The 25,447-nt window shown below is 72.2% G+C and carries 25 protein-coding genes; 9 read left to right on the top strand and 16 right to left on the bottom strand.

The window, feature by feature from the left end:
• The first annotated feature begins 18 nt into the window (after positions 1 to 18).
• On the top strand, positions 19 to 987 hold the full coding sequence (locus I4Q55_RS13115; protein ID WP_307793198.1) for a DMT family transporter: 969 nt from the start codon (positions 19 to 21) through the stop codon (positions 985 to 987).
• A 101-nt stretch (positions 988 to 1,088) separates the two neighbouring features.
• Here I4Q55_RS13115 and I4Q55_RS13110 read toward each other — a convergent pair whose 3' ends face one another.
• Both I4Q55_RS13110 and I4Q55_RS13105 read right to left on the bottom strand, forming a co-directional pair.
• Positions 1,089 to 1,769, bottom strand: a complete 681-nt coding sequence (locus I4Q55_RS13110; RefSeq protein ID WP_206787812.1) for a response regulator transcription factor — start codon at positions 1,767 to 1,769, stop codon at positions 1,089 to 1,091.
• Positions 1,770 to 1,776: 7 nt separating this feature from the next.
• Complete coding sequence (locus I4Q55_RS13105) at positions 1,777 to 3,084, bottom strand: ATP-binding protein (RefSeq protein WP_206787810.1); 1,308 nt, start codon at positions 3,082 to 3,084, stop codon at positions 1,777 to 1,779.
• A gap of 109 nt (positions 3,085 to 3,193) precedes the next feature.
• Here I4Q55_RS13105 and I4Q55_RS13100 point away from each other — a divergent pair, with 109 nt between their 5' ends.
• Together I4Q55_RS13100 and I4Q55_RS13095 are read left to right on the top strand one after the other, a co-directional pair.
• Positions 3,194 to 4,462: a PspC domain-containing protein gene (locus tag I4Q55_RS13100; RefSeq protein ID WP_206787808.1), complete on the top strand. Its 1,269-nt coding sequence runs from the start codon at positions 3,194 to 3,196 to the stop codon at positions 4,460 to 4,462.
• Entirely contained in the window at positions 4,455 to 4,691 is a 237-nt protein-coding gene (locus I4Q55_RS13095; protein WP_206787806.1) for a hypothetical protein, read from the top strand. The genes I4Q55_RS13100 and I4Q55_RS13095 overlap by 8 nt, the downstream gene beginning before the upstream one ends.
• Before the next feature lie 65 nt (positions 4,692 to 4,756).
• Here I4Q55_RS13095 and guaA read toward each other — a convergent pair whose 3' ends face one another.
• On the bottom strand, positions 4,757 to 6,313 hold the full coding sequence (gene guaA / locus I4Q55_RS13090) for a glutamine-hydrolyzing GMP synthase (RefSeq protein ID WP_206787804.1): 1,557 nt from the start codon (positions 6,311 to 6,313) through the stop codon (positions 4,757 to 4,759).
• Positions 6,314 to 6,422: 109 nt separating this feature from the next.
• On the opposite strand from guaA, the gene I4Q55_RS13085 reads away from it, so the two are divergent.
• From I4Q55_RS13085 to I4Q55_RS13075, 3 genes are all read left to right on the top strand, one after another.
• Entirely contained in the window at positions 6,423 to 6,977 is a 555-nt protein-coding gene (locus tag I4Q55_RS13085; protein ID WP_206787802.1) for a DinB family protein, read from the top strand.
• A gap of 66 nt (positions 6,978 to 7,043) precedes the next feature.
• Positions 7,044 to 8,078 (top strand): zinc-dependent alcohol dehydrogenase family protein, encoded by a 1,035-nt coding sequence (locus I4Q55_RS13080; protein WP_206787800.1) that lies wholly within the window; start codon positions 7,044 to 7,046, stop codon positions 8,076 to 8,078.
• A 55-nt stretch (positions 8,079 to 8,133) separates the two neighbouring features.
• Positions 8,134 to 9,579: an aldehyde dehydrogenase family protein gene (locus I4Q55_RS13075; protein WP_206787798.1), complete on the top strand. Its 1,446-nt coding sequence runs from the start codon at positions 8,134 to 8,136 to the stop codon at positions 9,577 to 9,579.
• Here the strand turns inward: I4Q55_RS13075 and I4Q55_RS13070 are convergent.
• From I4Q55_RS13070 to I4Q55_RS13060, 3 genes are all read right to left on the bottom strand, one after another.
• Positions 9,576 to 11,081, bottom strand: a complete 1,506-nt coding sequence (locus I4Q55_RS13070; RefSeq protein ID WP_206787796.1) for an FAD-binding oxidoreductase — start codon at positions 11,079 to 11,081, stop codon at positions 9,576 to 9,578. The genes I4Q55_RS13075 and I4Q55_RS13070 overlap by 4 nt on opposite strands.
• A 72-nt stretch (positions 11,082 to 11,153) precedes the next feature.
• Entirely contained in the window at positions 11,154 to 11,861 is a 708-nt protein-coding gene (locus I4Q55_RS13065; protein ID WP_206787794.1) for a maleylpyruvate isomerase N-terminal domain-containing protein, read from the bottom strand.
• A 10-nt stretch (positions 11,862 to 11,871) separates the two neighbouring features.
• Entirely contained in the window at positions 11,872 to 13,581 is a 1,710-nt protein-coding gene (locus I4Q55_RS13060; protein ID WP_206787792.1) for a GMC family oxidoreductase, read from the bottom strand.
• Positions 13,582 to 13,732: 151 nt separating this feature from the next.
• On the opposite strand from I4Q55_RS13060, the gene I4Q55_RS13055 reads away from it, so the two are divergent.
• A complete protein-coding gene (locus tag I4Q55_RS13055) occupies positions 13,733 to 13,927 on the top strand; it encodes a DUF397 domain-containing protein (RefSeq protein WP_206787790.1) in 195 nt (64 codons plus the stop codon).
• Here the strand turns inward: I4Q55_RS13055 and I4Q55_RS13050 are convergent.
• The 4 genes from I4Q55_RS13050 to guaB form a co-directional block, all read right to left on the bottom strand.
• Positions 13,911 to 15,044, bottom strand: a complete 1,134-nt coding sequence (locus tag I4Q55_RS13050) for a GuaB3 family IMP dehydrogenase-related protein (protein ID WP_206787788.1) — start codon at positions 15,042 to 15,044, stop codon at positions 13,911 to 13,913. The two genes, I4Q55_RS13055 and I4Q55_RS13050, sit on opposite strands and share 17 nt — an antisense overlap.
• Before the next feature lie 178 nt (positions 15,045 to 15,222).
• A complete protein-coding gene (locus I4Q55_RS13045; protein ID WP_206787776.1) occupies positions 15,223 to 15,735 on the bottom strand; it encodes a hypothetical protein in 513 nt (170 codons plus the stop codon).
• A 74-nt stretch (positions 15,736 to 15,809) separates the two neighbouring features.
• Positions 15,810 to 16,265 (bottom strand): DUF3574 domain-containing protein, encoded by a 456-nt coding sequence (locus I4Q55_RS13040; RefSeq protein ID WP_206787774.1) that lies wholly within the window; start codon positions 16,263 to 16,265, stop codon positions 15,810 to 15,812.
• Positions 16,266 to 16,341: 76 nt separating this feature from the next.
• A complete protein-coding gene (gene guaB, locus I4Q55_RS13035) occupies positions 16,342 to 17,853 on the bottom strand; it encodes an IMP dehydrogenase (protein WP_206787772.1) in 1,512 nt (503 codons plus the stop codon).
• 129 nt (positions 17,854 to 17,982) lie between these two features.
• Between guaB and I4Q55_RS13030 the strand changes: the two genes are divergently transcribed.
• Positions 17,983 to 18,378: a DUF5319 domain-containing protein gene (locus I4Q55_RS13030; protein WP_003073549.1), complete on the top strand. Its 396-nt coding sequence runs from the start codon at positions 17,983 to 17,985 to the stop codon at positions 18,376 to 18,378.
• Between the two features lie 63 nt (positions 18,379 to 18,441).
• Here the strand turns inward: I4Q55_RS13030 and I4Q55_RS13025 are convergent, their stop codons facing one another.
• The 5 genes from I4Q55_RS13025 to I4Q55_RS13005 all read right to left on the bottom strand — a co-directional run bounded on the left by I4Q55_RS13025 (position 18,442) and on the right by I4Q55_RS13005 (position 22,895).
• Positions 18,442 to 19,377, bottom strand: coding sequence for an anti-sigma-D factor RsdA (locus I4Q55_RS13025; RefSeq protein ID WP_206787762.1), 936 nt, complete (start codon positions 19,375 to 19,377; stop codon positions 18,442 to 18,444).
• Complete coding sequence (locus tag I4Q55_RS13020; protein ID WP_026468912.1) at positions 19,378 to 19,950, bottom strand: sigma-70 family RNA polymerase sigma factor; 573 nt, start codon at positions 19,948 to 19,950, stop codon at positions 19,378 to 19,380.
• A gap of 413 nt (positions 19,951 to 20,363) precedes the next feature.
• A complete protein-coding gene (locus I4Q55_RS13015; RefSeq protein ID WP_003073605.1) occupies positions 20,364 to 20,960 on the bottom strand; it encodes a response regulator transcription factor in 597 nt (198 codons plus the stop codon).
• Between the two features lie 131 nt (positions 20,961 to 21,091).
• Positions 21,092 to 21,946, bottom strand: a complete 855-nt coding sequence (locus I4Q55_RS49135; protein WP_307793197.1) for a hypothetical protein — start codon at positions 21,944 to 21,946, stop codon at positions 21,092 to 21,094.
• A 43-nt stretch (positions 21,947 to 21,989) separates the two neighbouring features.
• Positions 21,990 to 22,895 (bottom strand): MerR family transcriptional regulator, encoded by a 906-nt coding sequence (locus I4Q55_RS13005; RefSeq protein WP_206788098.1) that lies wholly within the window; start codon positions 22,893 to 22,895, stop codon positions 21,990 to 21,992.
• Positions 22,896 to 23,125: 230 nt separating this feature from the next.
• On the opposite strand from I4Q55_RS13005, the gene I4Q55_RS13000 reads away from it, so the two are divergent.
• Positions 23,126 to 23,446, top strand: coding sequence for a WhiB family transcriptional regulator (locus I4Q55_RS13000; RefSeq protein WP_277991888.1), 321 nt, complete (start codon positions 23,126 to 23,128; stop codon positions 23,444 to 23,446).
• 312 nt (positions 23,447 to 23,758) lie between these two features.
• Here the strand turns inward: I4Q55_RS13000 and groL are convergent, their stop codons facing one another.
• Positions 23,759 to 25,372, bottom strand: a complete 1,614-nt coding sequence (gene groL, locus I4Q55_RS12995) for a chaperonin GroEL (protein WP_206787760.1) — start codon at positions 25,370 to 25,372, stop codon at positions 23,759 to 23,761.
• Positions 25,373 to 25,447 lie beyond the last annotated feature (75 nt).

Raw genomic sequence — 25,447 nt, 5'->3', positions numbered from 1 at the left:
GCGAAGGAGGACTGGGGAGTGGGCGAGACGAAGACCTTGCTCAGGATCGGCGCGCTGGCGTTGATGTGGGGCTCGAGCTTCTTCTGGATCAAGCTGGGGCTGGGGATGTTCTCACCGGCGCAGCTCGTGCTGGCGCGGCTGGTGCTCGGCGCCGCCATGCTGCTGGTGCTGTGCCGGCTGCAGCGGGCGCGGCTCCCGCGCGACCGCCGGACGTGGGGACACCTGGCGGTGGCGGCGTTCTTCCACAACGCGCTGCCGTTCCTGCTGTTCGCGATCGGCGAGACGACGGTCGATTCGGGGATCACCGGCGTGCTGAACTCGACGACGCCGCTGTGGGTGCTGCTCGCGGCACCGCTGATGGGGACGTCGTCGCGGATGACGGGGACGCGGCTGGCCGGGCTGGTCGTGGGTCTCGGCGGGATCCTGCTGATCTTCGCGCCGTGGCAGGCGTCGGGCCTGCTGAGCTGGGCGGCGCTGGCGTGCCTCGCGGCGGCGGCGAGCTACGGCTTCGCGTTCGTCTACGAGGGCAAGTACCTCTCGCCTTCGACGTCTTCGCCGTACGCGATCTCGGCCGGGCAGATGATCCTGGCCAGCGGGATGCTGGTGCTGGCGCTGCCGGTGGGCGGGTTGACGCCGGTGCACGTGTCGACGGGGCCGTTGCTGGCGGTGCTGGTGCTGGGCATCGGGTCGACGGGGATCGCGTTCGCGTTGAACTACCAGCTGCTGGCGAGCGAGGGCGCGGTGGCGGCGTCGGTGGTCGGGTACCTGCTGCCGGTGGTGTCGGTGCTGCTGGGGGCGGTGTTCCTGGGTGAGCAGCTGCACCTGCGGGTGATCGCGGGCATGGTGGTCGTGCTCGGCGGGGTGGCGCTGACGCGCCTGCAGAAGCCGGAGCGAGAGGCCGGGCGCGAGCCTGGTGACCAGGTCGACGGGCTTGGTGACGACACCGCCGGGCGCGCGGCGCGGCCTCTCGCTCCTCTGGCCGACTGACGCGGCCGAGCGCGGCCGGGCGCGCAATGAACGATCCGGTTCGTTAACCAGGCGGGCCAGCCGCCGCGGCAATGAACGATCCAGTCCGTTAACGACCGTGCTCAGACCAGGCGGCGGTCGGAGGCCCAGCGGGAGAGCTCGTAGCGGTTCGACAGCTGGGTCTTCCGCAGCACGCTCGACACGTGCGTCTCCACCGTCTTCACCGAGATGAACAGCTCCGACGCGATCTCCTTGTACGCGTACCCGCGCGCCAGCAGGCGCAGGACGTCGCGCTCGCGGGGCGTCAGCAGGTCGAGCTCCGGGTCGTTGATCGGGGCCGAACCCGGGCGGTCGGCGAACGCGTCCAGGACGAACCCCGCCAGGCGCGGGGAGAACACCGCGTCGCCGTCGGCCACCCGGACCACCGCCCGGACCAGCTCCTTCGACGAGATCGTCTTCGTCACGTACCCCCGCGCGCCCGCGCGGATGACCGCGATGACGTCCTCCGCCGCGTCCGAGACCGACAGGGCCAGGAACACCACGTCCGGGAGCTCCGGGCGGACCCGGCGCAGCACCTCCGCGCCACCGCCGTCGGGCATGTGGACGTCGAGGAGCACCACCTGGGGCTTCGTGCGGGCGATGCCGGCGACGGCCTCCGCCACCGAGCCGGCCTCGCCGACCACGCGGACTTCGCTGGTGATCGAATCCAGCTCGGTGCGGACACCCGCGCGGAAGAGCGCGTGGTCGTCGACGAGGAACACCTTCACCGGTTCGCGCTGGTTGTCCGTCACGAGTTCGAGCATAGCCGCCTCACGCCGCTCCCTTGCCCGCTTTCACCGGCATGGCGAGCTGCACCTCGGTGCCCTCGCCCGGCGCCGTCCGGACCTTGCACGTGCCGCCGTGGCGGGTCATCCGGCCGCGGATCGAGTCGGCGAGGCCGTGGCGGTCGTCCGGGACGAGGCCGGGGTCGAAGCCCTTGCCGCGGTCACGGACGAACACCGTCACCGACGTCGGCTCGACCTCGGCGAAGACGCTGACCTCCTCCACGCCCGCGTGCTTGGCGGCGTTGACGATCGCCTCGCGCGCGGCCTGGACCAGCGCGACCAGCGATTCGTCCAGCTCGGCGTCGCCGACGACGACCTGGCCGACCGAGATCGCGAAGGTGTCCTCGACCTCGCCGCACGCCGTCGCGAGTGCTTCGGACAGCTGGCCGGCCGCTTCCTCGACCTGCTCGGCGGGCTTGCCGTAGCCGCCCGCGCCGTAGAGCCAGCCGCGCAGCTCGCGTTCCTGGCTGCGGGCCAGCCGCGCGACCTCGCGCGGCGACTCGCTCTGCTTCTGGATCAGCGCGAGCGTCTGCAGCACGGAGTCGTGGAGGTGAGCGGCGATCTCGGCGCGCTCGTCGGTGCGGATGCGGGCCTTGCGCTCGTCGGAGAGGTCGCGGACCAGCCGCAGCCAGAACGGCACCGTCAGCACCGCGACCCCGATCAGGGTGGCGATGACGGCGATCAGCGCGAACTGGACCTGGTCGAGGCTGCCGCTGCGGAGCACGACGACGCCGATGCCGGTGATCACCAGCGCGACGCCGGCCACGATCCGGATGGCGGCCGACCAGCCGCCCCCGCCGAGGAACGCCCCGGCGAAGCCGTCCTTCGCGCCGACCTTCCAGCGGCGCCGCTGCGACTCGTCGGCCTCCCGCCAGACGACCGCGGCACCGATCATGGCGACGGCCAGCGGCACCGCGACCCAGCCGCTGATGAACCCGGTGAGCGTCCCGCTGGCGACGGCGAGGCCGACTCCCAGCGCGATCAGGCCGAACGCCTGCTGCCGTTCCTTCGGGGTCGGCGCTTCCGTGGTTTCTTCGGACTGCTGCTGGACGAAGACCCAGAGCAGGCCGTACGCGAGCAGCCCGGCGCCGTTGAGCGCGGCGAGCAGCGCGAAGACCGTCCGCACCCAGACGACCGGCACGCCGAGGTGGTCGGCGAGCCCCCCGGCGACACCGGCGATGGCCCGCCCGGACCGCCGCCGGTACATCTTCGGTGTGGCCGGGTCCGTGGTGGCCGGGACCGCCTGCTCGGCGGTGACGTGGTCGAGGGACTCCTGCACGCCGTCCATGGTCACACGCGCCGGGGTGCGGTTCCATCCGGGAAACCCCTGATCCGGGGAGCCAGGGAAAACCTCAGGGACCATCCCGGATGTCCCGCCGCCGCGAGTGCCGCATGCTTTCCGTATGAGTGGTGCGAGCGAGAAGCCGGGGGTCCTGAACGGCTTCGAGGAAACCGTCAAGGACTTCTGGGTCAGCCGGCCCCGGCGGCCGCACTCCGGGCGGAAGCTGGCCGGGGTGGCCGCCGCCATCGGACGACGGTACGGGATCGACCCCGTCGTCGTGCGGATCGCCTTCGTCGTCACGACGATCTTCGGCGGCTTCGGCGTTTGCTTCTACCTGCTGGGGTGGCTGTTCCTGCCCGGCGAGAGCGACGAGGTCTCCGGCTTCGAAGGCCTCATCGGGCGCGGCCGGTCTTCGGTGTCGCCCGCGTTCGCCGTCGTGCTCATGGTCCTCGTCGTCCTCAGCACCGGGGGCTCGATCAGCGGCTCCTGGTTCGACGGCGGCGGGCTCATCAGCTTCGCCCTCATCGCCACCGCGCTCTACCTGCTGCACCGCAGCCGCGGCCACGAGAACCGCCCCGTGCCGGTCGCCGCGCCGACGTCGTACCCGGCCTTCACCGGAAACGGAGCCTTCACCATGACCGACACCGCCGAGGCACCCCCGCCGGTGCGCGGCTGGGACCCGCTCGCCGCCGACCCGGCGGGCTGGGACCTCCCCGACTCCCCGCCCGCCCAGGACCCGTGGCCCACGCCGCCGCCGTCCTCGGCGCCGCAGCGGCGGCCGCGGTCGAAGATCGGCTCGGCCACCTTCGCGCTCGCCGTGCTGACCGCCGGCGGCGCGGTGCTCGCCGGCCTCAACGGCGCCACCTGGTTCGACGCGCAGCACATCGTGGGCCTGGTGCTCGGCGTGACCGGGATCGGCCTGGTCGCCGGCGCCTTCGCCGGTGGCGGGCGCGGGCTGATCGGCCTCGCCGTGCCGCTGGCCATCGTCGGCATGGTCCTGACGACGTCGCCGTTCAAGAACTTCGACGTCCGCGGCGGCGTCGGCGACCTCAGCCCGACCCCGCAGTCGGTGGCCGAGCTCAAGCCGCTCTACCAGCACGCGGCCGGCGACATCCGGCTCGACCTGACCAAGCTGCCGGCCGGGGCGCCGTACTCGACGACCGTGTCCAACGGCGCGGGCGACACCACGGTCATCGTGCCGGAGACCGCGGACGTCACCTTCGAGTGCAGCACCGGCGCGGGCAACGCGACGTGCTTCGGCCGCTCGAGCGACGGCGTCGACCAGGACGCGCTCACCGGCACGGACAACGGCGCCGACGGGGCCGGCGGCCAGCAGATCACCCTGAAGGTCACGAACAGCGTGGGCAGCGTGGAGGTGCGACGTGGCTGAGCAGAACCCTTACGCCTACGACAACCCGGCCGAGACCCCGCCCGCCAAACGCGTGGACGTCTTCACGCTGATCGTCGGGATCGCGACGCTGCTGGTGTCGGCGTACGTGCTCTCGGACGGCGCGAGCTGGCTGCCGTCGTTCGACTTCCGCTGGGTGATCGCCGGCGGCGCGGTGTTCGTGGGGCTGCTGCTCCTCGCGGCCTCGTTCGGCGGCAAGCGCCGGCGCTGAACCCACCGAAAACTCTCGAGGCCCCGGATCCCACGCCGGGGCCTCGAGACCTTTCTACGGCAGGCTCACTCCCACTCGATGGTGCCCGGCGGCTTGGACGTCACATCCAGCACGACCCGGTTGACCTCCGCGACCTCGTTGGTGATGCGCGTGGAGATCCGCTCCAGGACGTCGTAGGGCAGGCGCGTCCAGTCCGCGGTCATCGCGTCCTCGGACGACACCGGCCGCAGCACCACCGGGTGCCCGTACGTCCGGCCGTCGCCCTGGACGCCGACGCTGCGGACGTCGGCCAGCAGCACCACCGGGCACTGCCAGATGCTGCGGTCGAGCCCGGCCGCGGTCAGCTCCTCGCGGGCGATCAGGTCGGCGGCACGCAAGGTGTCGAGGCGCTCCTGGTCGACCGCGCCGATGATCCGGATGCCCAGGCCGGGGCCGGGGAACGGCTGGCGCTGCACGATCGTCTCGGGCAGGCCCAGCTCCAGGCCGACCCGGCGGACCTCGTCCTTGAACAGCAGCCGCAACGGCTCGACCAGCTCGAACTCGAGGTCGTCCGGCAGGCCGCCGACGTTGTGGTGGCTCTTGATGTTGGCCGTGCCCTCGCCGCCGCCGGACTCGACGACGTCCGGGTAGAGCGTGCCCTGGACCAGGAATTTGTAGTCGCCCTGGGCCTTGAGGTCGCGCTCGGCTTGCTCGAAGACGCGGATGAACTCGCGGCCGATGATCTTGCGCTTCTGCTCCGGGTCGGTGACGCCGGCGAGCGCGTCGAGGAACCGCTCGCGCGCGTCGACGGTCACCAGGTTCACGCCGGTGGCGGCGACGAAGTCGCGCTCGACCTGGGTGCGCTCGCCCGCGCGCAGCAGGCCGTGGTCGACGAACACGCAGGTGAGCCGGTCGCCGATGGCGCGCTGCACCAAAGCCGCGGCCACGGCGGAGTCGACACCGCCGGACAGGCCGCAGATCGCGCGGCCGTCACCGATCTGGTCGCTGATCCGCTTGACCTGCTCCTCGACGATCGACGACGTCGTCCACTGCGGCTTGATGCCCGCGATGTCGTGCAGGAACCGGCGCAGCACCTCCTGGCCGTGCGGCGAGTGCGCGACCTCCGGGTGGTACTGGACGCCGGCGAAGCGGCGCTCGACGTCTTCGAAGCCGGCGACCGCGGCGCCGTCCGACGACGCGGTGACGACCGCGCCCTCCGGGGCCTTGGTGACGCTGTCGTTGTGGCTCATCCAGGCGGGCTGGTGCGCGGGCAGGCCGGCGTGCAGGACACCGCCGTCGCCGGTGACGCGGACCTCGGTGCGGCCGAACTCGCGGACGCCGGTCGGCTCGACGACCCCGCCGAGCGCGCTGGCCAGCAGCTGGTGGCCGTAGCAGATGCCGAACATCGGCACGCCCGCTTCGGTGAGCTTCGGGTCCATGCCCGGCGCGCCTTCGGCGTACACGCTCGAAGGACCACCGGAAAGGATGATGGCCGCGGGGTTCTTCGCGAGGATCTCCTCGGTGGTCGCCGTGTGCGGCACGACCTCCGAGTAGATCTGTGCCTCGCGGACGCGCCGGGCGATCAGCTGCGCGTACTGCGCCCCGAAGTCCACGACGAGAACCGGACCGGTGGGGTTGGGCACCTGGCGACCTCCTGGCAACGGTGGGATTCGGCCTCCATCGTCCCAGGTGGGCCGGGTCACCCCGGATTCAGGGCCGGTGCTGTCCTCGATCGCGCCTACGGTCGTCCGTATGGCTGTGAACTGGACGAAGGAACTGACCGATCAGCTCGGCTTCCACTGGCAGGCGCTGGTGCGCCCGAAGCTGGAGGGGCTCACCGACGAGGAGTACTTCTGGGAGCCGGTCGATGGCTGCTGGACCGTGCGGCCGCGCAAGTCCGACGACGAGCCCGGCACGGGGCCGTTCACGATCGACTGGGCGTACCCCGAGCCGACACCCCCGCCGGTGACGACGATCGCCTGGCGGCTCAACCACGTCCTGGTCGGCGTGCTGGGCGCGCGGATCGCGTCGCACTTCGGCGGGTCCCCGGCCGCTTACCACACGTACCCGTACCCGGGGACGGCCGCCGAGGCGCTGGCGCAGCTGGACGGGTTCCACGCGCAGTGGGTGGCCGGGGTGTCGTCGCTGGACGAGGAGGCGCTGGCGAGGCCGTGCGGACCGGCGGAGGGGCCGTACGCGGAGTACCCGATGGCCACGCTGGTGCTGCACATCAACCGCGAGCTGATCCACCACTGCGCCGAGATACTCCTCCTGCGCGACCTCTACCGCAGCCGTGTGTCACGGTGACCACACCGCGGAATGCCCGCCCGTCCCCCGCCGGTCTTACTTAGGGAAGCTAACGAAAGGACTGGCATGCGAGCGACTGTCATCTACGGCGCCGGCGACGTGCGGGTGGAGACCGTCCCCGATCCGAAGCTGGTGGAGCCGACCGACGTCATCCTGCGGGTCGTGCGGTCCTGCATCTGCGGCAGCGATCTCTGGCCGTACGCCGACATGGCTCCCAGCGAACACGGGCGGCGGATCGGGCACGAGTTCCTCGGGATCGTCGACGAGACCGGCGCGGACGTCACCACCGTCGCCAAGGGCGACCTCGTCATCGCGCCCTTCGTGTACTCCGACAACACCTGCCAGTTCTGCCGCGAAGGGCTCCAGACCTCCTGCGTGCACGGCGGGTTCTGGGGCGCGAACGGCGTCGACGGCTGCCAGGGCGAGGCCGTGCGCGTGCCGCAGGCCGACGGCACCCTCGTCAAGGTGCCGCACACCGAGGACGACGGGCTGCTGGCGTCGCTGCTGACGCTGTCGGACGTCTTCCCGACCGGCCACCACGCCGCGACGAAGGCACGCGTGCGCGCCGGGCAGAACGTCACCGTGATCGGTGACGGCGCGGTCGGCCTCTCCGCCGTGCTCGCCGCGAAGCGCCTCGGTGCCGAGCGGATCGTCCTCATGGGACGCCACCGGGCGCGGACCGACCTCGGCCGCGAGTTCGGTGCGACCGACGTCGTCGCCGAGCGAGGCGAAGAGGGCATCGCGAAGGTACGTGAGCTGACCGGTGGCGAGGGCACGCACGCCGTCCTCGAATGCGTCGGGACCAAGCCCGCCTTCGAGATGGCCGTCGGGGCCGTACGCGGGGGCGGTGCGGTCAGCCGCGTCGGCGTCCCGCAGTACGAGGAGGGCCCGATCGGCCCGGCGCTGTTCCGGCGCAACATCACCGTCACCGGCGGCGTCGCCCCGGCGCGGCACTACATCCCCGAGCTGCTGCCGGACGTCCTCGACGGCAAGTACCAGCCCGGCAAGGTCTTCGACCGCACCATCGGCGTCGAAGACGTCCCCGGCGGCTACCGCGCGATGGCCGGCCGCGAAGCGCTGAAGGTGCTCATCAAGCCGTGACCCGTCCGGGTGGGGGTGCGCCGGTCGCGCCCCCTCCCGGATTACGTTGGTACGCATGGACATGATCACCCCCGAGCCGCGCCCCGCCTGGATCGCCGGCCGCCCCGAACCGGGCGCCACCACCCTCGTCGTGCACCACCCGTACGACGGCAGCGAGGTCGCCACGGTCGCCGTGCCCGGGCCTGACCAGGTCGAACGCGCGGTGGCCGCCGCGGCGGCGGTCGCCAAGGAGTTCCGGCGCAGCCCCGCGCACCTGCGCGCGGGGGCGCTCGACCACGTCTCCCGCGTGCTCGCCGCGCGCGCCGAGGAGATCGCCGAAGTGATCACCGCCGAAAACGGCAAACCGCTCAAGTGGGCCGAAGCCGAGGTGAAACGCGCGGTGTCGGTGTTCCGCATCGCCGCCGAGGAAGCCCGCCGCTTCACCGGCGAAGTCCAGCGCCTCGACACCGACCCCGCGGGCGAGGCCCGGCTGGCGCTGACCCGCCGCGTCCCGCGCGGCCCGGTGCTCGGCATCGCGCCGTTCAACTTCCCGCTCAACCTGGTGGCGCACAAGGTCGCGCCGGCACTGGCGATCGGCGCGCCGATCGTCGTCAAGCCCGCGCCGCGGACGCCGTTGTCGGCGCTCATCCTCGGCGAGATCCTGGCCGAGACCGACCTGCCGGAAGGCGCGTTTTCCGTGCTGCCACTGGGAAACGAGGAGACGCAGGCGCTCGTGGCCGACCCGCGGCTGCCCGTCGTGTCGTTCACCGGCTCCGGCCCGGTCGGCTGGTCGCTCAAGGACGCCGCGCCGCGCAAGCACGTCGTGCTCGAGCTCGGCGGCAACGCGGCGGCCGTCGTGCTGCGCGACTGGCCCGACCCCGAGGGTGCCGCGCACCGGATCGCCACCTTCGGCAACTACCAGGCCGGCCAGTCCTGCATCGCGGTGCAGCGCGTGATCGTGGACGCCGCGGTGGCCGAGGAGTTCGTGCCCGCGCTGGTGGAAGCCGTCGAAGCGCAGCGCACCGGCGACCCGTACGACCGCAACACCGACGTCGGCCCGGTGGTCGACGAAGCCGCCGCCGAGCGGATCGTCGCGTGGGTCGACGAGGCCGTGGCCGCGGGCGCGAAGGTGCTCACTGGCGGCACCCGTGACGGCGCGACCGTCGCCCCGACGCTGCTCACCGACGTCCCGCCGGGCACGAAAGCCTGGGACGAGGAGATCTTCGGCCCGGTCCTCGCGGTGTCCGTTGTGGACGGTGTGGACGCCGCTTTCCGCTCGGTCAACGAATCGGCGTACGGCCTGCAGGCCGGGGTCTTCACCACCGACGTCCAGCTGGCGTTCCACGCGTCGGCCGAGCTGGAGGTCGGCGGCGTGATCATCGGCGACGTCCCGTCCTACCGCGCCGACCAGATGCCCTACGGCGGCGTCAAGGGCTCCGGCGTCGGCCGCGAAGGCGTGCTCGCCGCGATGCACGACCTGACGGAGGAACGCGTCACCGTCTTCACCGGTATCGACCTCTAGCTGATGACGCCCTGCCCGAACCGGAAGACGTTGTGGGGGTCGTACTTCTGCGCGACCTCCTGCAGCCGCTTCGCGTTGTCGCCGTAGTAGGCGGTCTTCCAGTCGGGCAGGGCCGGGTCGATGTAGTTGACGTACCCGCCGCCCGCGCCGGCCGCGGCGAGCCCGGCGACGACGTCGCCGACCGACTCCGTGACCTTCGCCCGGTTTCTGGCCGTCGCCGTCGCGTAGACCTGCACGCTGGCCAGCGCGTCGCGGTGCCAGAACGCGGTGGCGTCCTTGGCCGGCCCGGCCACCGCGCCGCCGAGACCGTCGATCAGCAGGTCCATGCCCGGCCGGCCGTCGGCGACCGCGACGAGCTTCGCGGCGTCGACCGGGGTGGTGATGATCCGCGACGACGCGACGAACGACTGGCGGTTCGAGCCGCCCTCGAAGTACTTCATCGCGCCGAGGTAGTCCACGGGCTTCACCACGCGCTGCGTCGGCCGGGCACCGGCGTTGGTGGTCAGGTTGTTGAGCAGCGTGGTCAGCCCGGCGGTGTCCCCGACGTAGCAGCCGCTGACGCGGCACTGCACCGGCGACCCGCCCGAGAGCACCAGGTTCGCCCAGAGTTCCGGTGGCATCGCGGCGATCCACTGCTGCCACGCGCCGAGCACGCCGGCGCCCGACCCGGCCGGGAAGTGCAGCGAGAACACCGTCAGCTCCGGCGGCGCCGGATCGGTGTCGAAGGTGAACTCGGTGACGATGCCGAAGTTGCCGCCGCCCCCGCCGCGCAGGGCCCAGAAGAGGTCCGGCTCGGAGCCGGCGGAGGCCGTGAGCGTCCGGCCGTCGGCCGCGACGACCTGCGCGGAGCTCAGGTGGTCGCAGGTCAGGCCGTACTTGCGGGCGAGCACGCCGATGCCGCCGCCGAGGGTCAGCCCGGCGATCCCGACGGTCGGGCAGGACCCGGCGGGCAGCGCGCGCCCGGCCCGCGCCAGCGCGGCGTAGACGTCCTTCAGCTTCGCGCCGGCGCCGATCACGGCCTTGCCGCCCTGGACGTCGACCTTGTTGAGCGCGGCCACGTCGATGACCAGCCCGCCCTGGGGCACCGAGTAGCCGGCGTAGCTGTGGCCGCCGCTGCGCGCGGCGATGGTGACGCGCCCGGCGGCGGCTTTCACGCAGGCCTGGACGTCCTGCACGGTCGAGGCGGTCGCGACGGCGACCGGGTTGTTGCCGTCGAAGAGCTGGTTGAACCCCTGCTTGGCGGTCTCGTAGCCGTCGGCGCCCGGGCGCAGCAGGTTGCCGGTCAGCTGGGAGCGCAGGTCGTCCCAGTTCGGCGGCGCGGTGGGCAGCCGGGTGGCGGGCGGCGTGGACGTGGCAGGCGCCGGCGCGGTCGAGGCGACCGGGGCGGCGGGGTCGCCCGGCCCGCACGCGGCGACGACGGCACCGGCGGCCGAGACGCCGGCGATCCGCAGGAACGCCCGCCGCGGGACGCCGGGCCGCCCCTGGTCGTGCTCACTGTCCACAGCGGACTCCTCGGTGCCGGGAACGCCCAGTGTAGAGCGGGCGCGAAGCGTTCACCGGGCGGAGCGAACCGGTCACGCCCAGGCCGGGAGCCGGGGCACGTCGCCGTCGAGGGCCGAGCCGTCGGAGCGCCCGCTGAGCCAGGCGAGCAGCGCCCCGGCCGACCCGCGCACGGTCGTCTTCGGGGCGGCGCCCATCGTCCACTCGAACCCGTCGGCGGCCAGGCGCAGGGCCAGGAGGTGGGCACCGCGCGAGGTGACGGCGTGCTGCACGACGTCCTCGGTGAGCGGGCCGAGCAGCCCGAGCACGCGGTCGAGGTCGTAGCCGCGGTCGAGGTCGGCGAGGTGGATGGCGAGCTCGGACAGCCGCATCCGCGCCACGACGGCCCCGATGACCGGATCGCCCTGCCGGTTGCGGACTTCGCGTGCCCAGGCGTCGTCCGGCATGGCGGCGGCGTACTGCTCGAACCGCCCGGCGGAGGCGACGAAGTCGGCGAGCAGATCGGCGGCAGCTTGCTGCGAGCTGGTTTCGATGTCCCGGTCGCGGGCCTCGGCGCTGGGGTACATCGGGGTCTCGACACCGGTGTTCGCCCAGGTCAGCAGGTTGCGCAGGCCATCGGCATTCCGGGCGACGTGCGCGAGGACGTGCGCGCGCGACCAGCCGGGCAACGCACTGGGGGCGCGCAGTTCGGGTTCGCCGAGGGCGCCGATGGCCCGCGCCCATTCGTCGTCGAGTTTCCGGATGCCGTCGAGCAGCGCGTGTGCCTTCTCGGATGCCGTCACGGCCCCGAGTCTAGGACCGCCGCAAGGCCGCCGGCGCGGCCGCGGGAACCGCCGGGTTCTTCGGCGCGACCGGCTCCAGCCGCGCGTAAGGCGCGTCCTGGGCCGGCCGCTGGTCCGCCTCGCCCTTGTTCGGCCAGAACGAGAACGCGCGCTCCGCCTGGGCCGTGATCGTCAACGACGGGTTCACGCCCAGGTTGGCCGTGATCGCCGCGCCGTCCACCACCGACAGGCCCGGGTAGCCGAACACTCGGTGGTACGGGTCGATCACGCCCTCCTCCGCCGATGCCCCGATCGGGACGCCGCCGATGAAGTGGGCCGTCAGCGGGATGTCGAAGATCTCGCCCCACGTGCCGCCCGCCAGGCCGCCGATGTGTTCGGCCGTGCGCTCGTTGGCCTCGTGGCCCGCCGGGATGAAACTCGGGTTCGGCTCGCCGTGCCCCTGCTTGGACGTGTACTTGCGCCGCCCGAAGAGGCCTCGGCGCGTGTACGTCGTGATCGAGTTGTCCAGGCTCTGCATCACCAGCAGGATCACCGTGCGCTCGCTCCAGCGGTAGCCGTTGAGCAGCTTCGCCGCCTGGACCGGGTGCTTGAGCATGAACGTGACGGCCTGCCGCCAGCGCGGCACCGGCGAGGCGCCGTCCGTCGCGATCGTCTGCAGCAGGCTCATCGCGTTGCTGCCCTTGCCGTAGCGGACCGGCTCGATGTGGGTGTTCTCGTCCGGGTGGATCGACGACGTGATCGCGACGCCGCGGCTGAAGTTCCGGCTCTCGTCGACGTCGGTCCGGGCCGCGCCGATGATCGCCTCGGAGTTCGTGCGCGTCAGCTCGCCGAGCCGGCGGGAAAGCCGCGGCAGCGTGCCGGTGTCCTTCATCCGGTGCAGCAGGTTCTGGGTGCCCCACGTGCCGGCCGCGAAGACGACCTTTTCGGCCGTGATCGTCGTCCGGAACCTCTTCGACGTCGTGCCGGTCTTCTTGAGGCTGACTTCGTAACCGCCGTCGATCGGCGTCACGGCCGTCACCGTCGTCAGCGGGATGACTTGCGCGCCGTCCTGCTCCGCCAGGTACAGGTAGTTCTTGACCAGCGTGTTCTTCGCCCCGACGCGGCAGCCGGTCATGCACGAGCCGCACTCGGTGCAGCCGACGCGCTCCGGGCCGGCGCCGCCGAAGTACGGATCCGGCACCCGCTCCCCCGGCTTGCCGAAGTAGACGCCCACCGGCGTCGGGTGGAACGAATCCGCGACGCCCATGTCCTTCGCGACCTCGCGCATCACGACGTCCGACGGAGTGATCGTCGGGTTCGTGACGACGCCGAGCATCCGGCTCGCCTGGTCGTAGTGCGGCGCGAGCTCGGCCTCCCAGTCGGTGATGTGCGCCCACTGCTTGTCGGCGTAGAACGGCTTGAGCGGCCGGTACAGCGTGTTCGCGTAGACGAGCGAACCGCCGCCGACGCCGGCGCCCGCCAGCACCATGACGTCGTTGAGCATGTGGATGCGCTGGATGCCGTAGCAGCCGACCTGCGGCGCCCACAGGTAGCGCTTGAGGTCCCACGACGTCTTCGCGAACTCGTCGTCGGCGAACCTCCGCCCGGCCTCGACGACGGCTACCCGGTAGCCCTTCTCGGTGAGCCGCAGCGCCGCGACGCTGCCACCGAACCCCGACCCCACCACGACGACGTCGTAGTCGGGGCCACCCGCGCTGGTGGTGGTGTTACTGGCAGTCACACCCGGAGCGTAACTCCGGCACCGCGTTCTGACCAGAGGTAAGTTACCCGCGGGTTGCGCTTACCGGGCGACATCGTGGGTAGTCTCCACGGTGCTTGATGCCCACGTCGGCGAATCACCGCCGATCGGGGCACAAACGCGGGAGACCACGATGAGCCCACGAACGCTCACCGGTTGGCGCAAGTCGAGCCACAGCCACTTCGAAGAGAACGCCTGCGTGGAGGTCGGCACCGGCCCCGGTGTCGTCGGGGTCCGGGACACCAAGCAAGCGGCGCCCCGGCCCGTCCTCGTCTACTCCGCGGCCGCTTTCGCCGCGTTCCTCGACCACCTCACCGCCGGACGGTGAGGCCCACCCGCTGGAACTCCTTGAGGTCCGAGTAACCCGTCTTCGCCATCGCGCGGCGAAGCGCCCCGAAGAGGTTGACCGCGCCTTCCGCGTCGGACGACGGCCCGAACAGCAGGGTCTTGAGGTCGACGGCGTAGTCGGGGCCGGCGGCCACGCGCGAGCGCGGCAGTGACGGGTGGGCGGCCGCTGCCGTCCAGTACAGGCCCTGGCCGGGCGCGTCCGACGCGGCGGCCAGCGGTGAGCCGAGCATGACGGCGTCCGCGCCGCACGCGATGGCCTTGGCGATGTCACCCGACACCGTCATGCCGCCGTCCGCGAGCACGTGCACGTACCGGCCGCCGGTCTCGTCGAGGTAGTCGCGGCGGGCGGCCGCGGCGTCGATGATCGCGGTGGCCATCGGGACGCCGATGCCGAGCACGCGGTCGGTGCTCGTCACGCCCGGCGTGTAGCCGTGGCCGACGATGACGCCGGCGGCGCCGGTGCGCATGAGGTGCATCGCGGTCCGGTAGTCGCTGACACCGCCGGCGATGACGGGGACGTCGAGGCGGCCGATGAACTCCTTGAGGTTCAGCGGCTCGGCGTCGCGCTGCACGTGCTCGGCGGAGATGATCGTGCCCTGGACGACGAGGATCTCGACACCGGCCGCGATCAGGTCCGGGGTCAGCTCGGCGGCGTGCTGCGGGCTGACGCGCGCGGCCACCGTGACGCCGGATTCGCGGACGGTCTTGATGGCCTCGGTCAGCAGGTCGAGCCGGATCGGCGCGGCGTGCAGCTCCTGGAGGACGCGGCCCACGGCGGTCGGGTCTTCGAGGTCCTCGGCCGCGCGGACCAGCTGGAAGATGGCGTCCTCGACGTTGGCGTGCCGCGCCCAGAGCCCTTCGGCGTTGAGCACGCCCAGCCCGCCGAGCTCGCCGACGGCGACCGCGGTGCCGGGCGAGACGATCGCGTCGGTCGGGTGCGTGACGAGCGGCAGGTCGAACCGGTAGGCGTCGATCTGCCAGGCGGTGGACACCACCGAGGACGAGCGAGTCCGCCGCGACGGCACGATCTCGACGTCGTCGAGGTCATACGCCCGCCGCGCGGTGCGGCCCATCCCGATCTCGACCAGGTCCCGCACGTGAAGCCTCCTCCGCCGACGACAATCTGCCGTGCCCCATTGTCGCTAGGCCGCGTGGGTGACCTGCGCACGGGGTCGGGCGAGCGCCCCAATGTGGCCTTCGGTGCGTTCAACGCACCCAATGTGGCCTTCGGTGCGTTCAACGCACCCAATGTGGCCTTGGGGCGCTCGGGGCCGGTCACACCCGTACGAAGACCGCGATCGGTGCCAGCAGCGCCCCCAGCGCGAGGGCCAGCCACGTCGCCACCGGCGGGTACACGTTGAGCCGGACCGCGCCGAAGTACACCGCGCCCAGGGCCAGCAGGCTGGCGACGATCAGCAGGACCGGGCGGATCACGCCCGGGCGCAGGTCGACCACGCTGCCGCCCGCGCGCAGGTACGCGATGCCGTCGTCGGCCGTCGAGACGTCGAGCGTCACCGGCTGGCCGGGCGGCAGGTCCAGGCCGGGGCCGACGGCCGTCACGCGGTAGTGGCGGCCGCCCGCTGCCGCCACCTCGATCGTGTGGCTCTCCGTGTCCTCGTCGCCGGCGACCGGGAGCGCGCCGCGCTCGTGGGACACCACCTGGCCCTCGACGCGGTACACCGGCGCGTCCCGGCCGGCCAGCACCTGGCACATCAGGCACACCACGCCGCCGAGGAACAGGGACACCAGGGCGACGGCGGTGAAGAACACCCTGCGCAGGACCGTCATGCGTACTAGTGCACACCACGAGGGCCACGCCAGGCGATAGGCCGATCACCGTAAGCACGCTAGGTCACGGGAACTCAGAAGGAGACCTTCTCCACCGAATCCGCACGCAGGACCGACTCCTGCTGGAACTGCTTCTTGTAGTCGGCGCGGAGCTCTTCGATCTCCCGCTCGGCGTCGCGGTCGGCGAACGGGTACAGCAGCACGATGACGTGCGTGTGCTCCCGCACGATCGCGCCGGAGCCACCGCGCCACTGGCCGCTGCCGTCGAGCCGGGTGAAGCCGTCCGGGAACGCCGGGGTGATCTCCCGCTCGGAGAACTCCGCGAACTCCTGGTCGGTCACCTCGGTGCCGTCCGGCTTGCCGGTGCCGAAGAACAACTCGGTGCGCTTCCAGATCTCGCCGGGCGACGGCTGGGCCGCCGTGGTCACCGTGCCCGGAGCCGCCGAAGCGGACGAAGCCACCACACCGCCGCCGAGCCCGAGCACCGCTGCCGCAGCCACGGCCACCGCCGTCCGTCGCGAAACCGCCATTCCGCTTCCCTCCTCGATCGCTGGGAACCCAGTCTGTCGATCAAGGAGGGGCGGCGGAATGTCCCAAGGGGCAGACTCAGCGGGTGGTGTAGTTCGGCGCCTCGACCGTCATGGTGATGTCGTGCGGGTGGCTCTCCTTGAGCCCGGCCGCGGTGATCCGGACCAGCTGCGCCTCCTGCAGCTGCGGGATCGTCTCGGCGCCCGCGTAGCCCATCCCGGCACGCAGGCCGCCGACCAGCTGGTGCACGACGTTGGCGAGCGGGCCGCGGAACGGGATCCGGCCCTCGATGCCCTCGGGGACCAGCTTGTCCTCGTTGAGCACGTCGTCCTGGGCGTAGCGGTCCTTCGAGTACGACTTGCCCTGGCCGCGGGACTGCATCGCGCCCAGCGAGCCCATGCCGCGGTAGACCTTGAACTGCTTGCCGTTGACCAGGATCAGGTCGCCGGGAGACTCGGCGGTGCCGGCCAGCAGGCTGCCCAGCATCACCGTGGACGCGCCGGCCGCGATGGCCTTCGCGATGTCGCCCGAGTACTGGATGCCGCCGTCGCCGATCACCGGGATGCCCGCCGGGCGCGCCGCCTGGTCGGCCTCGTAGATCGCCGAGATCTGCGGCACGCCGACGCCGGCCACGATCCGCGTGGTGCAGATGGAGCCCGGGCCGACGCCGACCTTGATGCCGTCCGCGCCCGCGTCGACCAGCGCCTGCGCGCCGGCCCGCGTCGCGACGTTGCCGCCGACGATGTCGACCGACTCGCCCAGCTCCTTCTTCAGCAGCGCGACCGTGTCGACGACCGCGCGGGAGTGCCCGTGCGCGGTGTCGACCATCAGCACGTCGACGCCGGCTTCGGCGAGCGTCATCGCGCGCTTGTGCCCGTCGACGCCGACGCCGACCGCGGCACCGACGATGAGCCGGCCGTCCGGGTCCTTCGTCGCCTTCGGGTACTGCTCGGTCTTCACGAAGTCCTTGACCGTGATCAGGCCGCGGAGCTTGCCCGCGCCGTCGACGATCGGCAGCTTCTCGATCTTGTGCCGGCGCAGGAGGCCGAGCGCGGCGTCCGCCGACACGCCGACCTGGGCGGTGACCAGCGGCGCCTTCGTCATGACCTCGGACACCGGGCGGCTGTGGTCGACCTCGAACCGCATGTCGCGGTTGGTGATGATGCCCACCAGCGCGCCGGCCGCGTCGGTCACCGGCACGCCGGAGATGCGGAACTTCGCGCACAGGGCGTCGACCTCGGCCAGCGTCGCGTCCGGCGAGCAGGTGACCGGGTCGGTGACCATGCCGGCCTCGGACCGCTTGACGACCTCGACCGCGGCGGCCTGCTCGTCGATCGGCAGGTTGCGCTGGAGGACGCCGATGCCGCCCTGGCGGGCCATGGCGATGGCCATCCGCGCCTCGGTGACGGTGTCCATCGCCGCGGACACCAGCGGGACGCCCAGGGTGATGTTCCGGGTCAGCCGGGAGCTCGTGTCGACGGCGCTGGGAACGACGTCCGATTCGGCCGGCAGCAGCAGCACGTCGTCGAAGGTCAGGCCGAGCATGGCGAACTTGGCCGGAACGGGGGCGGTGATGCCGTCGCTGGTCATAGCGGGTGAAGGGCCTTCCTGGCGCGGGATGAGCGTGTCGCTGTGGCGACTCGGAGCCTTCCCCTCATGATATCCGGCGCCCGCCGCCCGCCCCGGGCGGTGGGCGGGCCGGCGGGACCGCCCGGTACCGTGCAGGCCGTGGCGCATGATGTCCTGCCTCCAGACCCGTTCGCGGACGACCCGGACGACCCGGCCCGCGCTTTCGGAGACCCCGAGGACCGGCTGGACGAGCCGATCAGCGACTCCGAACGCACCGAACTCCTGGCCGACCTCTCGGATCTGGCCGTCTACCAGGCTCTGCTCGAACCCCGCGGCGTCCGCGGGATCGTCGTCGACTGCGGCGAGTGCGACGAACCGCACTACCACGACTGGCACCTGCTGCGGGCCAGCCTCGAGCAGCTGCTGGCCGACGGCCGGATGCGCCCGCACGAGCCGGCCTACGACCCGAACCCCGGCGACTACGTGAGCTGGGACTACTGCCGCGGCTTCGCCGACGGCGTGACGGCCAACGAAAGCGCCTACTGAGCGCTCCCCCGGACGGCGAAAAGCCCTGGTGAGTTTCCTCACCAGGGCTTTTGCGTATGCGTGCTACGGCGTCTCGCCGACGCCCTGCGACTGACCGCCGGCGGACTCGCTGCGCGGCGTGCCCGGTTCGTTCCCCGTCGCGCCGGTGGTGGTCGGCGGCGGGGTGGGCGTCGGGGTCGGGGTCTCGGTGGTCGGCGGCGGCGGTGTCGGGGTCGGCGTGTTGCTGCCGGGCAGGCTGGTGGTGCCGCTGCCGCTGCCGGGCAGGGACGACGCCGAGCCGGCCGGCGGCGCCGGGCTCGTCGGCGCGCCGGGCGAAGCCGACGGGAGCGCGGTCTGGATCGGGCCCTGGATCGGCGCTTCCGGGTTCTGCAGCTGGGCGGCGAGCTGCCGGTGCTGCTCCATCAGCTGGTCGCGGTTCTCCTCGTCGGAGACCTGCGACAGGGCGGCCTGGGCGTCCTGGAGGGCCTGGCGGGCGGCGTCGAGGTTGCCGCCGGCGATGGCGAGGTTGGCCTTCTCGAGGTCGAGCTTCGCGGTCGCGGCCGCCTCGACGGAACGGGTGTGGTCGGCGTAGAGGACCTTGGCGAGACCCCACAGGGTGTCGCCGGGCTGCGCGGAGCGCGCGGCCAGCCCGGTGCCGGTGAACGCGATCGCCAGCACGGCGGCGGCGACGGCGACCGGGACGAGCAGCCTGCGGCGGCGTCCGCTCGAAGCGTGCCGCTTCGCGAGAGCGGCGGTGCTGACGGTGCGCACGGCGGTGTCGACGTCGACGAGCTCGGCCAGCGGCTCGCTGTCGATGTCTCTTCGCCACGCCACCAGCAACGCGTTGAGCTCCTGGTCGCCGAGACCGTCGGCCAGCGCCGGGTCGGACCCGCCGAGCGCGTCGAGCAGCGCGTCGTCGGCCTGCACCGCCGACAGGTCGGCGGCGAACTCCGCCTCCGAAGCCGTCAGGCCACTGCCGAAGACGTCGTCCGGCTCGAATCTCTTCTCGTGACCGGTCACTCAGATCACCTCCTCCGCGGCCAGGACCTTTCTCAGCCGCGCGAGGGCGCGGTGCTGGGCGACGCGGACGGCGCCGGGGGTGGAACCGACCGCGTCCGCGGTCTCCTCCGCCGACAGGCCGACGACCACGCGCAGCACCACGATCTCCCGCTGCTTGTCCGGCAGCACCTGCAACAACTGGGACATCCGCTCGTTCAGCTCACCTTGCAGCGCCCGCTGCTCGGGGCCGACCCCGCCCTCGACCTCGTCGGGGATCTCGGCCACGGGTTCGGCACGGTTGCGGGCCGCCGCGCGGTGCGCGTCGGCCACCTTGTGCTGGGCGATCCCGTAGACGAAGGCCAGAAATGGGCGGCCTTGATCGCGGTACGAGGGCAATGCCGTTAGCACCGCGAGACACACCTCCTGCGCAACGTCGTCCGCCGAAGCGAACGATCGCTCCTGCCTGCCAACCCGGGCGCGGCAATACCGCACTACCAGTGGACGGATAGCAGCCAGCAGCCGCTCCACTGCCTGGGGATCTCCCTCGACAGCAGCGGCGACCGGCTCATCCAGTCCATCCCCCACATTGGCCATCGCAGACAACAGTCCCAGTGTTACGTGTAGGTGTGCAAAGAACCCGGCCCGTGGTCGCCTCCACCGCGCACCGGTGACCGCTACCGTACCGTCGGCTCACTCCGGCCCGGCGCGCGCGGTGCACCCGGGCGTGCCGCGGCGGCGGGAGCCGCGAAAATACGGTTTTCCGGGGGTTCCGTGGCGGAGCCCCGGACGTTGCGGGTGATCCCGCAGACAGCGGTCGAGGTCGCCGATTCAACGAGCGAACCCGGCTGCGGGTACGAGATCCGCCGGAGGGGCGGGGTGGCGAGGTGGGAATCGCCACATCGAGCGCCGGAGCGTGATGGGGACCACACAGGTGCGGGCCAGGGCGCAACGCCCTGGCCCGTCGTCACCTGGGAACCGGCCGTGTCAGGAACGGGGAGAGCGGCAGGTCAGCTGACCAGGCCGCGGCGGAAGCCGTGGGCCACGGCCTGCGCGCGGTCGCGCACGCCGAGCTTGCGGAACAGCCGCCGGGCGTGGGTCTTGACCGTGTCCTCGGACAGGTAGAGCTCGCGGCCGATCTGGCCGTTGCTCTTGCCCTGGCTCATCCCGCGGAGCACCTGGAGCTCGCGCTCGGTCAGCTGGACGCCCGGGTCGGACGGCTGCCGGGGCGCGGGCACCGACGTGCTCGCGAGGGTGTGGGCCAGCGCGGCGACCAGCTCCGGCCGGGACGCGTCCCAGCGGAGGTAGCCGCGGGCACCGCCGGCGATCGCGGCGGCGATGCTGCCCGCGTCGTCCGGGGCGCCGAAGACGATGACGTTCGCCTGGGGGTTGGCCGAGACGAGCCGCCGGGTGGCTTCGACACCCGTCGGGACCGCGCGCTGCGTCCCGACCAGCACGACGTCGACGGGCTGACGGGAGTACCGGGCCAGCAGCTCGTCACCGTGCGCTACGCAGTCGATGCGACTGACCCCAGGGACCGCGGACATCACTCGGGTGAGCCCTTCACGGACACTGCGTCGGTCGTCGCAGATCAAGACCGTCGTCACGGGGTTTCCTTCCTGCAGCCGGGTGACATTCCACTTCCCCTATCGGACGCTTTAGCCCGAACCTTGACACGATCCGGTGGCTTTTTTTGAACTTTCTTAGCCCGGATGCCGGAACACCCCATTCCGACGGCTCAACCACCCGGGACGGGGACCCATGGTGATTCCCCCGCAACCCTCCTCCCGCAAGGATCTGCGCTTCGTAACACTGCGTGCAACACCTGCGCCACTCTGAATCGATACTCCTCGGCGTGTCCTGGGCGCAGGTCGGCCGCGACGTGGGCCGCGGGCCACGAAAGTGAAAGGAGTTCGCATTCATCCGCCGTCGCCATTGCATTTCCGACAAGGTCGTCCGAAATCTTCCGGTGATCGGGCGCTCCGGCCGCCCGCAGGGCCACGGCCAGCACAATCCCGGATTTCACGCCGTGCCGCCGCGCACCCCGCGCGAGCGCGGTTTCGAAAGCGCGCTCGGCGTGCGGCACGGCGTCGGCACCCTGACCTGCGGCGAGCTCGATTTCGGCGCCGACCCAGCCCGCGCGGACCTCGGCCCGCCACCCGGCGTGCTCGGCCCGGGCCCGCTCGGCGAGCCGGCGGGCGGCGGTGAGCCTGCCCAGGGCGAGGTTGTCGGCGGCCAGGCCGAGCAGGGCGTCGGCGCGCGCGCCGGCGGCGTCGAGGCCGTCGGGGTCGGGCTCGGTTTCGAGGCGGGCGGCGGTGGCGAAGGCCTCGCCGTCGAGCGGGCGGGCCCGGCGGTGGCCGCCCAGCTGCCGCCGGTGCGACGCCAGGGTGCTCGCGGCCAGGGAGGCCAGGAGCGGGTCGCGCCCGCGCCGGAGTGCGTCGAGGAGGGTCGCGGCGGCCGCGTACCGGCCCTGTGCGCCGAGGACGACGGCGGCGAGCAGCCGTTCCCGCGGGCTGCCGGCACCGCGCGTGACGGCGGGATCGGGCAGCGGGCCGCCGCCGAACGCGGCGGCTCTCAGGGCGGGTTCGTGCACCCGTCCTTTCTAGTGGGTGGGACCGACAAAAAACATGATCGATCTACCGTCGCCCGCCCACCAGGACGTGCTCGATGCGGTCCGCCGCGCCCGGCAGGTCGGTCAGCAGCTCCACCTTGTCCGGCAGGGCCGCCGGGTCCCAGCCCGGACCGCAGGCGAACAGCCGGCTGCGCTGACGTCCTCGCGAGACCCGCGCGAACAGCCGCGTGTCCGCCACCCCGCGGCCGTGGGCCCACAGCACCACCGCGGCCGGCGCGCTGCGGCGCACCGCGACGGCCAGCACCTCGGCCGGCAGCGGCACGCCGAACAGCTGCGCGCCGATCCGGCGGCCGGCCAGTGACGCGGCGAGGGCGTACATCGGCATCGAGTCGCGTTCGTCGGGGACGCAGCCGAGGAGGACGGGGCGGGTGTTGCGGGGCTCGTCGAGCACCGGGGTCGCCCGGACCAGCGCCGCGAACACGCACTCGGCCAGCAGGTATTCGACCTCGGCGCCCGCGCTCGCGCCGCGCCAGCGTGCCCCGAGCGCCGACAGCACGGGCTCGATCACGCCGGTCCACGCGGGGAGCACGCCCAGCTCGGCGATGGTGTCCGCGAGCATCCGCTGGACCGCGCCGACGTCCATGGCCAGCGCCGCCGTGCTCAGGCGGCGGGCCAGCCGGGACCGGACCTCGTGGCCGTCGTCGGCCGCTTCGGCCTCGGGCGGCTCGCCGGGCTCCTCGGACTGCGGCGGCCCGGAGCGGGGCATCTGTTCGAGGGCGTAGCGCGCCGCCTCGGCCGTCGAGGCGCCGCTGAGGAGGGCCCGCTGCATCAGTTCGAGGCGGCCGATGTCGGAGGTGCCGTAGCGGCGGTGGCGGCCGTCGGTGTGCCGGCTGGGGCCCAGTCCGTAGCGGCGGTCCCAGGTTCGGAGGGTGGACGGCGCGACCCCGAGCCGGCGGGCGACCGAGGCCACCGGCAGGGTGGGTTCTTCGGTGCCCGACCCAGCTCCCACGAGGCTCAATATCCAGGCACCCAGCGCAGTCGGCAACCGGAGGCGAAACCCCTGCTCACACATCCGGGGGATGCCTAACGGCTGAATCGAACCGAATCGCTTGAACAACTATTGGCGCGCTTCTAACGTTACCGCCGTTGCACCGAATGGAGTATCGGCACCACAGCAGAGCAGCTAGCGGCATCGACCGAATGACGGAGGCGGTCAGGATGGCAGACACGCGCAGGCTCCCAGGACCCAACGCCGACATGTGGGACTGGCAGCTCGAAGGGTCGTGCCGGGGGATGGACAGCGCGTCCTTCTTTCACCCGGACGGCGAGCGCGGCCCGGCGCGGGCACGGCGGGAGGCCAGGGCGAAGGCCGTCTGCCTGAGCTGCCCGGTCTTGGAGATGTGCCGCAGCCACGCGCTGGCGGTGCACGAGCCGTACGGCATCTGGGGCGGGCTCTCGGAGTCCGAGCGGGAGCACATCATCAAAGCGGACAAACGCGCGCTCAGCATGTCCGGCGGCTGAGCGGGCCACAGACATCGGAGGGCGGCACCGGGTGGGGTGCCGCCCTCCGTGCCGTTCAGGGGCGGTTTCGGCGGCACGCGCGCGGGCCGGCCCGCTCCGCCGCAGCTTCCCCTCCCCAACCGCCCCAATGTGGCCTTCGGTGCGTCCAACGCACCCAATGTGGCCTTCGGTGCGTTGAACGCAACCAAGGCCACATTGGGGCGCTTGTGTCCTTCCGCACCTGGACGCTCGCCCGCCGGGGTGGCAGATGGACGGGCAGACGAAAACGGGGCGGCACTCCCGAGGGAGTACCGCCCCGTTTCGCGGACTGCGTCAGTGCGAGTGCCCGTGGCCCGCCGCGGCGGGCTCTTCCTCGGCCGGCTTCTCGACGACCGACGACTCCGTCGTCAGCACGAGACGCGCGATCGAGGCGGCGTTCGCCACCGCGGACCGGGTCACCTTGACCGGGTCGACGATGCCGGCGGCCAGCAGGTCGGTCAGCTCGCCGGTGGCGGCGTTGAAGCCCTGGCCCCAGCCCTGCTCCTGCACCTTGTTGACGATGACCGCGCCCTCGTGGCCCGCGTTGGTCGCGATCCAGAACAGCGGGGCGGACAGCGCGTCGCGCACGATGCGGACACCGGTCGCCTCGTCGCCGGTGAGGCCGAGGTCGCCCTCGAGCTCCTTGACCGCGTGGACCAGCGCCGAACCGCCGCCGGGCAGGATGCCCTCCTCGACGGCCGCCTTGGTCGAAGCCACGGCGTCCTCGATGCGGTGCTTGCGCTCGTTCAGCTCGGTCTCGGTGGCCGCGCCGACCTTGATGACCGCGACGCCGCCGCCGAGCTTCGCGAGCCGCTCCTGCAGCTTCTCGCGGTCCCAGTCGGAGTCGGTGGTCTCGATCTCCTTGCGGATCTGCGCGACCCGCCCGGCGATGGCGTCCTTGGTGCCGGCGCCGTCGACGATCGTGGTGTCGTCCTTGGTGACGACGATCCGGCGGGCCTTGCCGAGCGCGCCGAGGTCGACGTCGGACAGCTTGCGGCCGATCTCCGCGGAGATGACCTCGCCGCCGGTGACGACCGCGAGGTCGTCCAGGAACGCCTTGCGGCGGTCGCCGAAGAACGGCGCCTTGACCGCGACGGCGGTGATCGTCTTGCGCAGCGAGTTCACCACGAGGGTGGACAGCGCCTCACCGTCGACGTCCTCGGCGATGATCAGCAGCGGCTTCTTGGCCTCGACGACCTTCTCCAGCACCGGCAGCAGGTCGGCCAGCGCCGAGATCTTCTCGCGGTGCAGCAGGACGTAGGCGTCCTCGAGGATCGCCTTCTGCTCCTCCGGGTTGGTCGCGAAGTGCGCCGAGAGGAAGCCCTTGTCGAACTGGACACCCTCGGTGATCACCAGCTCGGTCGCCAGGGTCGACGACTCCTCGATGGTGATGACGCCGTCCTCGCCGACCTTCTCGACGGCTTCGCCGAGCAGGGCGCCGATGTTGGCGTCACGGGAGGTCACGGTGCCGACCTGGGCGATGTTCTCGCGGCCCTTGACCGGGGTGGCCTTGGCCTTGAGGACCTCGATGACCTTCTCCGCGGCGGCCTCGATGCCACGGCCGACCGAGGTCGGGTTGGCGCCGGCGGCGACGTTGCGCAGGCCGACCTTCACCAGCGACTGCGCGAGCACGGTCGCGGTGGTGGTGCCGTCACCGGCGACGTCGTTGGTCTTGGTGGCGACGCTCTTGGCGAGCTGCGCGCCGAGGTTCTCGAACGGGTCGTCGAGCTCGACCTCACGGGCGACGGTGACACCGTCGAGGGTGATGGTCGGGCCGCCGAACTTCTTGTCGAGCACGACGTGGCGACCGCGCGGGCCGAGGGTGACCTTGACCGCGTCGGCGAGCTTGTTCACCCCGCGCTCCAGCGCGCGACGAGCGTCCTCGTCGAAACTGATCTGCTTGGGCATAGCGTGTTCCGCTTACCTTTCGTTGAACGCAAGAACGCCCCGCTCCCCGGTCGTGCGGGGCCCGGGGCGTCATGC

It is taken from the genome of Amycolatopsis sp. MtRt-6, assembly GCF_017308975.1.
Taxonomy (GTDB): domain Bacteria; phylum Actinomycetota; class Actinomycetes; order Mycobacteriales; family Pseudonocardiaceae; genus Amycolatopsis.
The sequence above is the reverse complement of the archived record's forward strand: the minus strand, read 5'-3'. Positions and strand labels throughout refer to the sequence as shown.

Excerpts from the sequence above, each read along its gene's own strand:
- I4Q55_RS13085 (WP_206787802.1), top strand. The coding sequence starts at position 6,423 with ATGGCTGTGAACTGGACGAAGGAACTGACCGATCAGCTCGGCTTCCAC.
- I4Q55_RS13100 (WP_206787808.1), top strand. The coding sequence starts at position 3,194 with ATGAGTGGTGCGAGCGAGAAGCCGGGGGTCCTGAACGGCTTCGAGGAA.
- guaB (WP_206787772.1), bottom strand. The coding sequence starts at position 17,853 with ATGACCAGCGACGGCATCACCGCCCCCGTTCCGGCCAAGTTCGCCATG.
- I4Q55_RS13080 (WP_206787800.1), top strand. The coding sequence starts at position 7,044 with ATGCGAGCGACTGTCATCTACGGCGCCGGCGACGTGCGGGTGGAGACC.
- I4Q55_RS13020 (WP_026468912.1), bottom strand. The coding sequence starts at position 19,950 with ATGGCCAATGTGGGGGATGGACTGGATGAGCCGGTCGCCGCTGCTGTC.
- I4Q55_RS13045 (WP_206787776.1), bottom strand. The coding sequence starts at position 15,735 with ATGACGGTCCTGCGCAGGGTGTTCTTCACCGCCGTCGCCCTGGTGTCC.
- groL (WP_206787760.1), bottom strand. The coding sequence starts at position 25,372 with ATGCCCAAGCAGATCAGTTTCGACGAGGACGCTCGTCGCGCGCTGGAG.
- I4Q55_RS13075 (WP_206787798.1), top strand. The coding sequence starts at position 8,134 with ATGGACATGATCACCCCCGAGCCGCGCCCCGCCTGGATCGCCGGCCGC.
- I4Q55_RS13000 (WP_277991888.1), top strand. The coding sequence starts at position 23,126 with ATGACGGAGGCGGTCAGGATGGCAGACACGCGCAGGCTCCCAGGACCC.
- I4Q55_RS13110 (WP_206787812.1), bottom strand. The coding sequence starts at position 1,769 with ATGCTCGAACTCGTGACGGACAACCAGCGCGAACCGGTGAAGGTGTTC.
- I4Q55_RS13040 (WP_206787774.1), bottom strand. The coding sequence starts at position 16,265 with ATGGCGGTTTCGCGACGGACGGCGGTGGCCGTGGCTGCGGCAGCGGTG.
- I4Q55_RS13055 (WP_206787790.1), top strand. The coding sequence starts at position 13,733 with ATGAGCCCACGAACGCTCACCGGTTGGCGCAAGTCGAGCCACAGCCAC.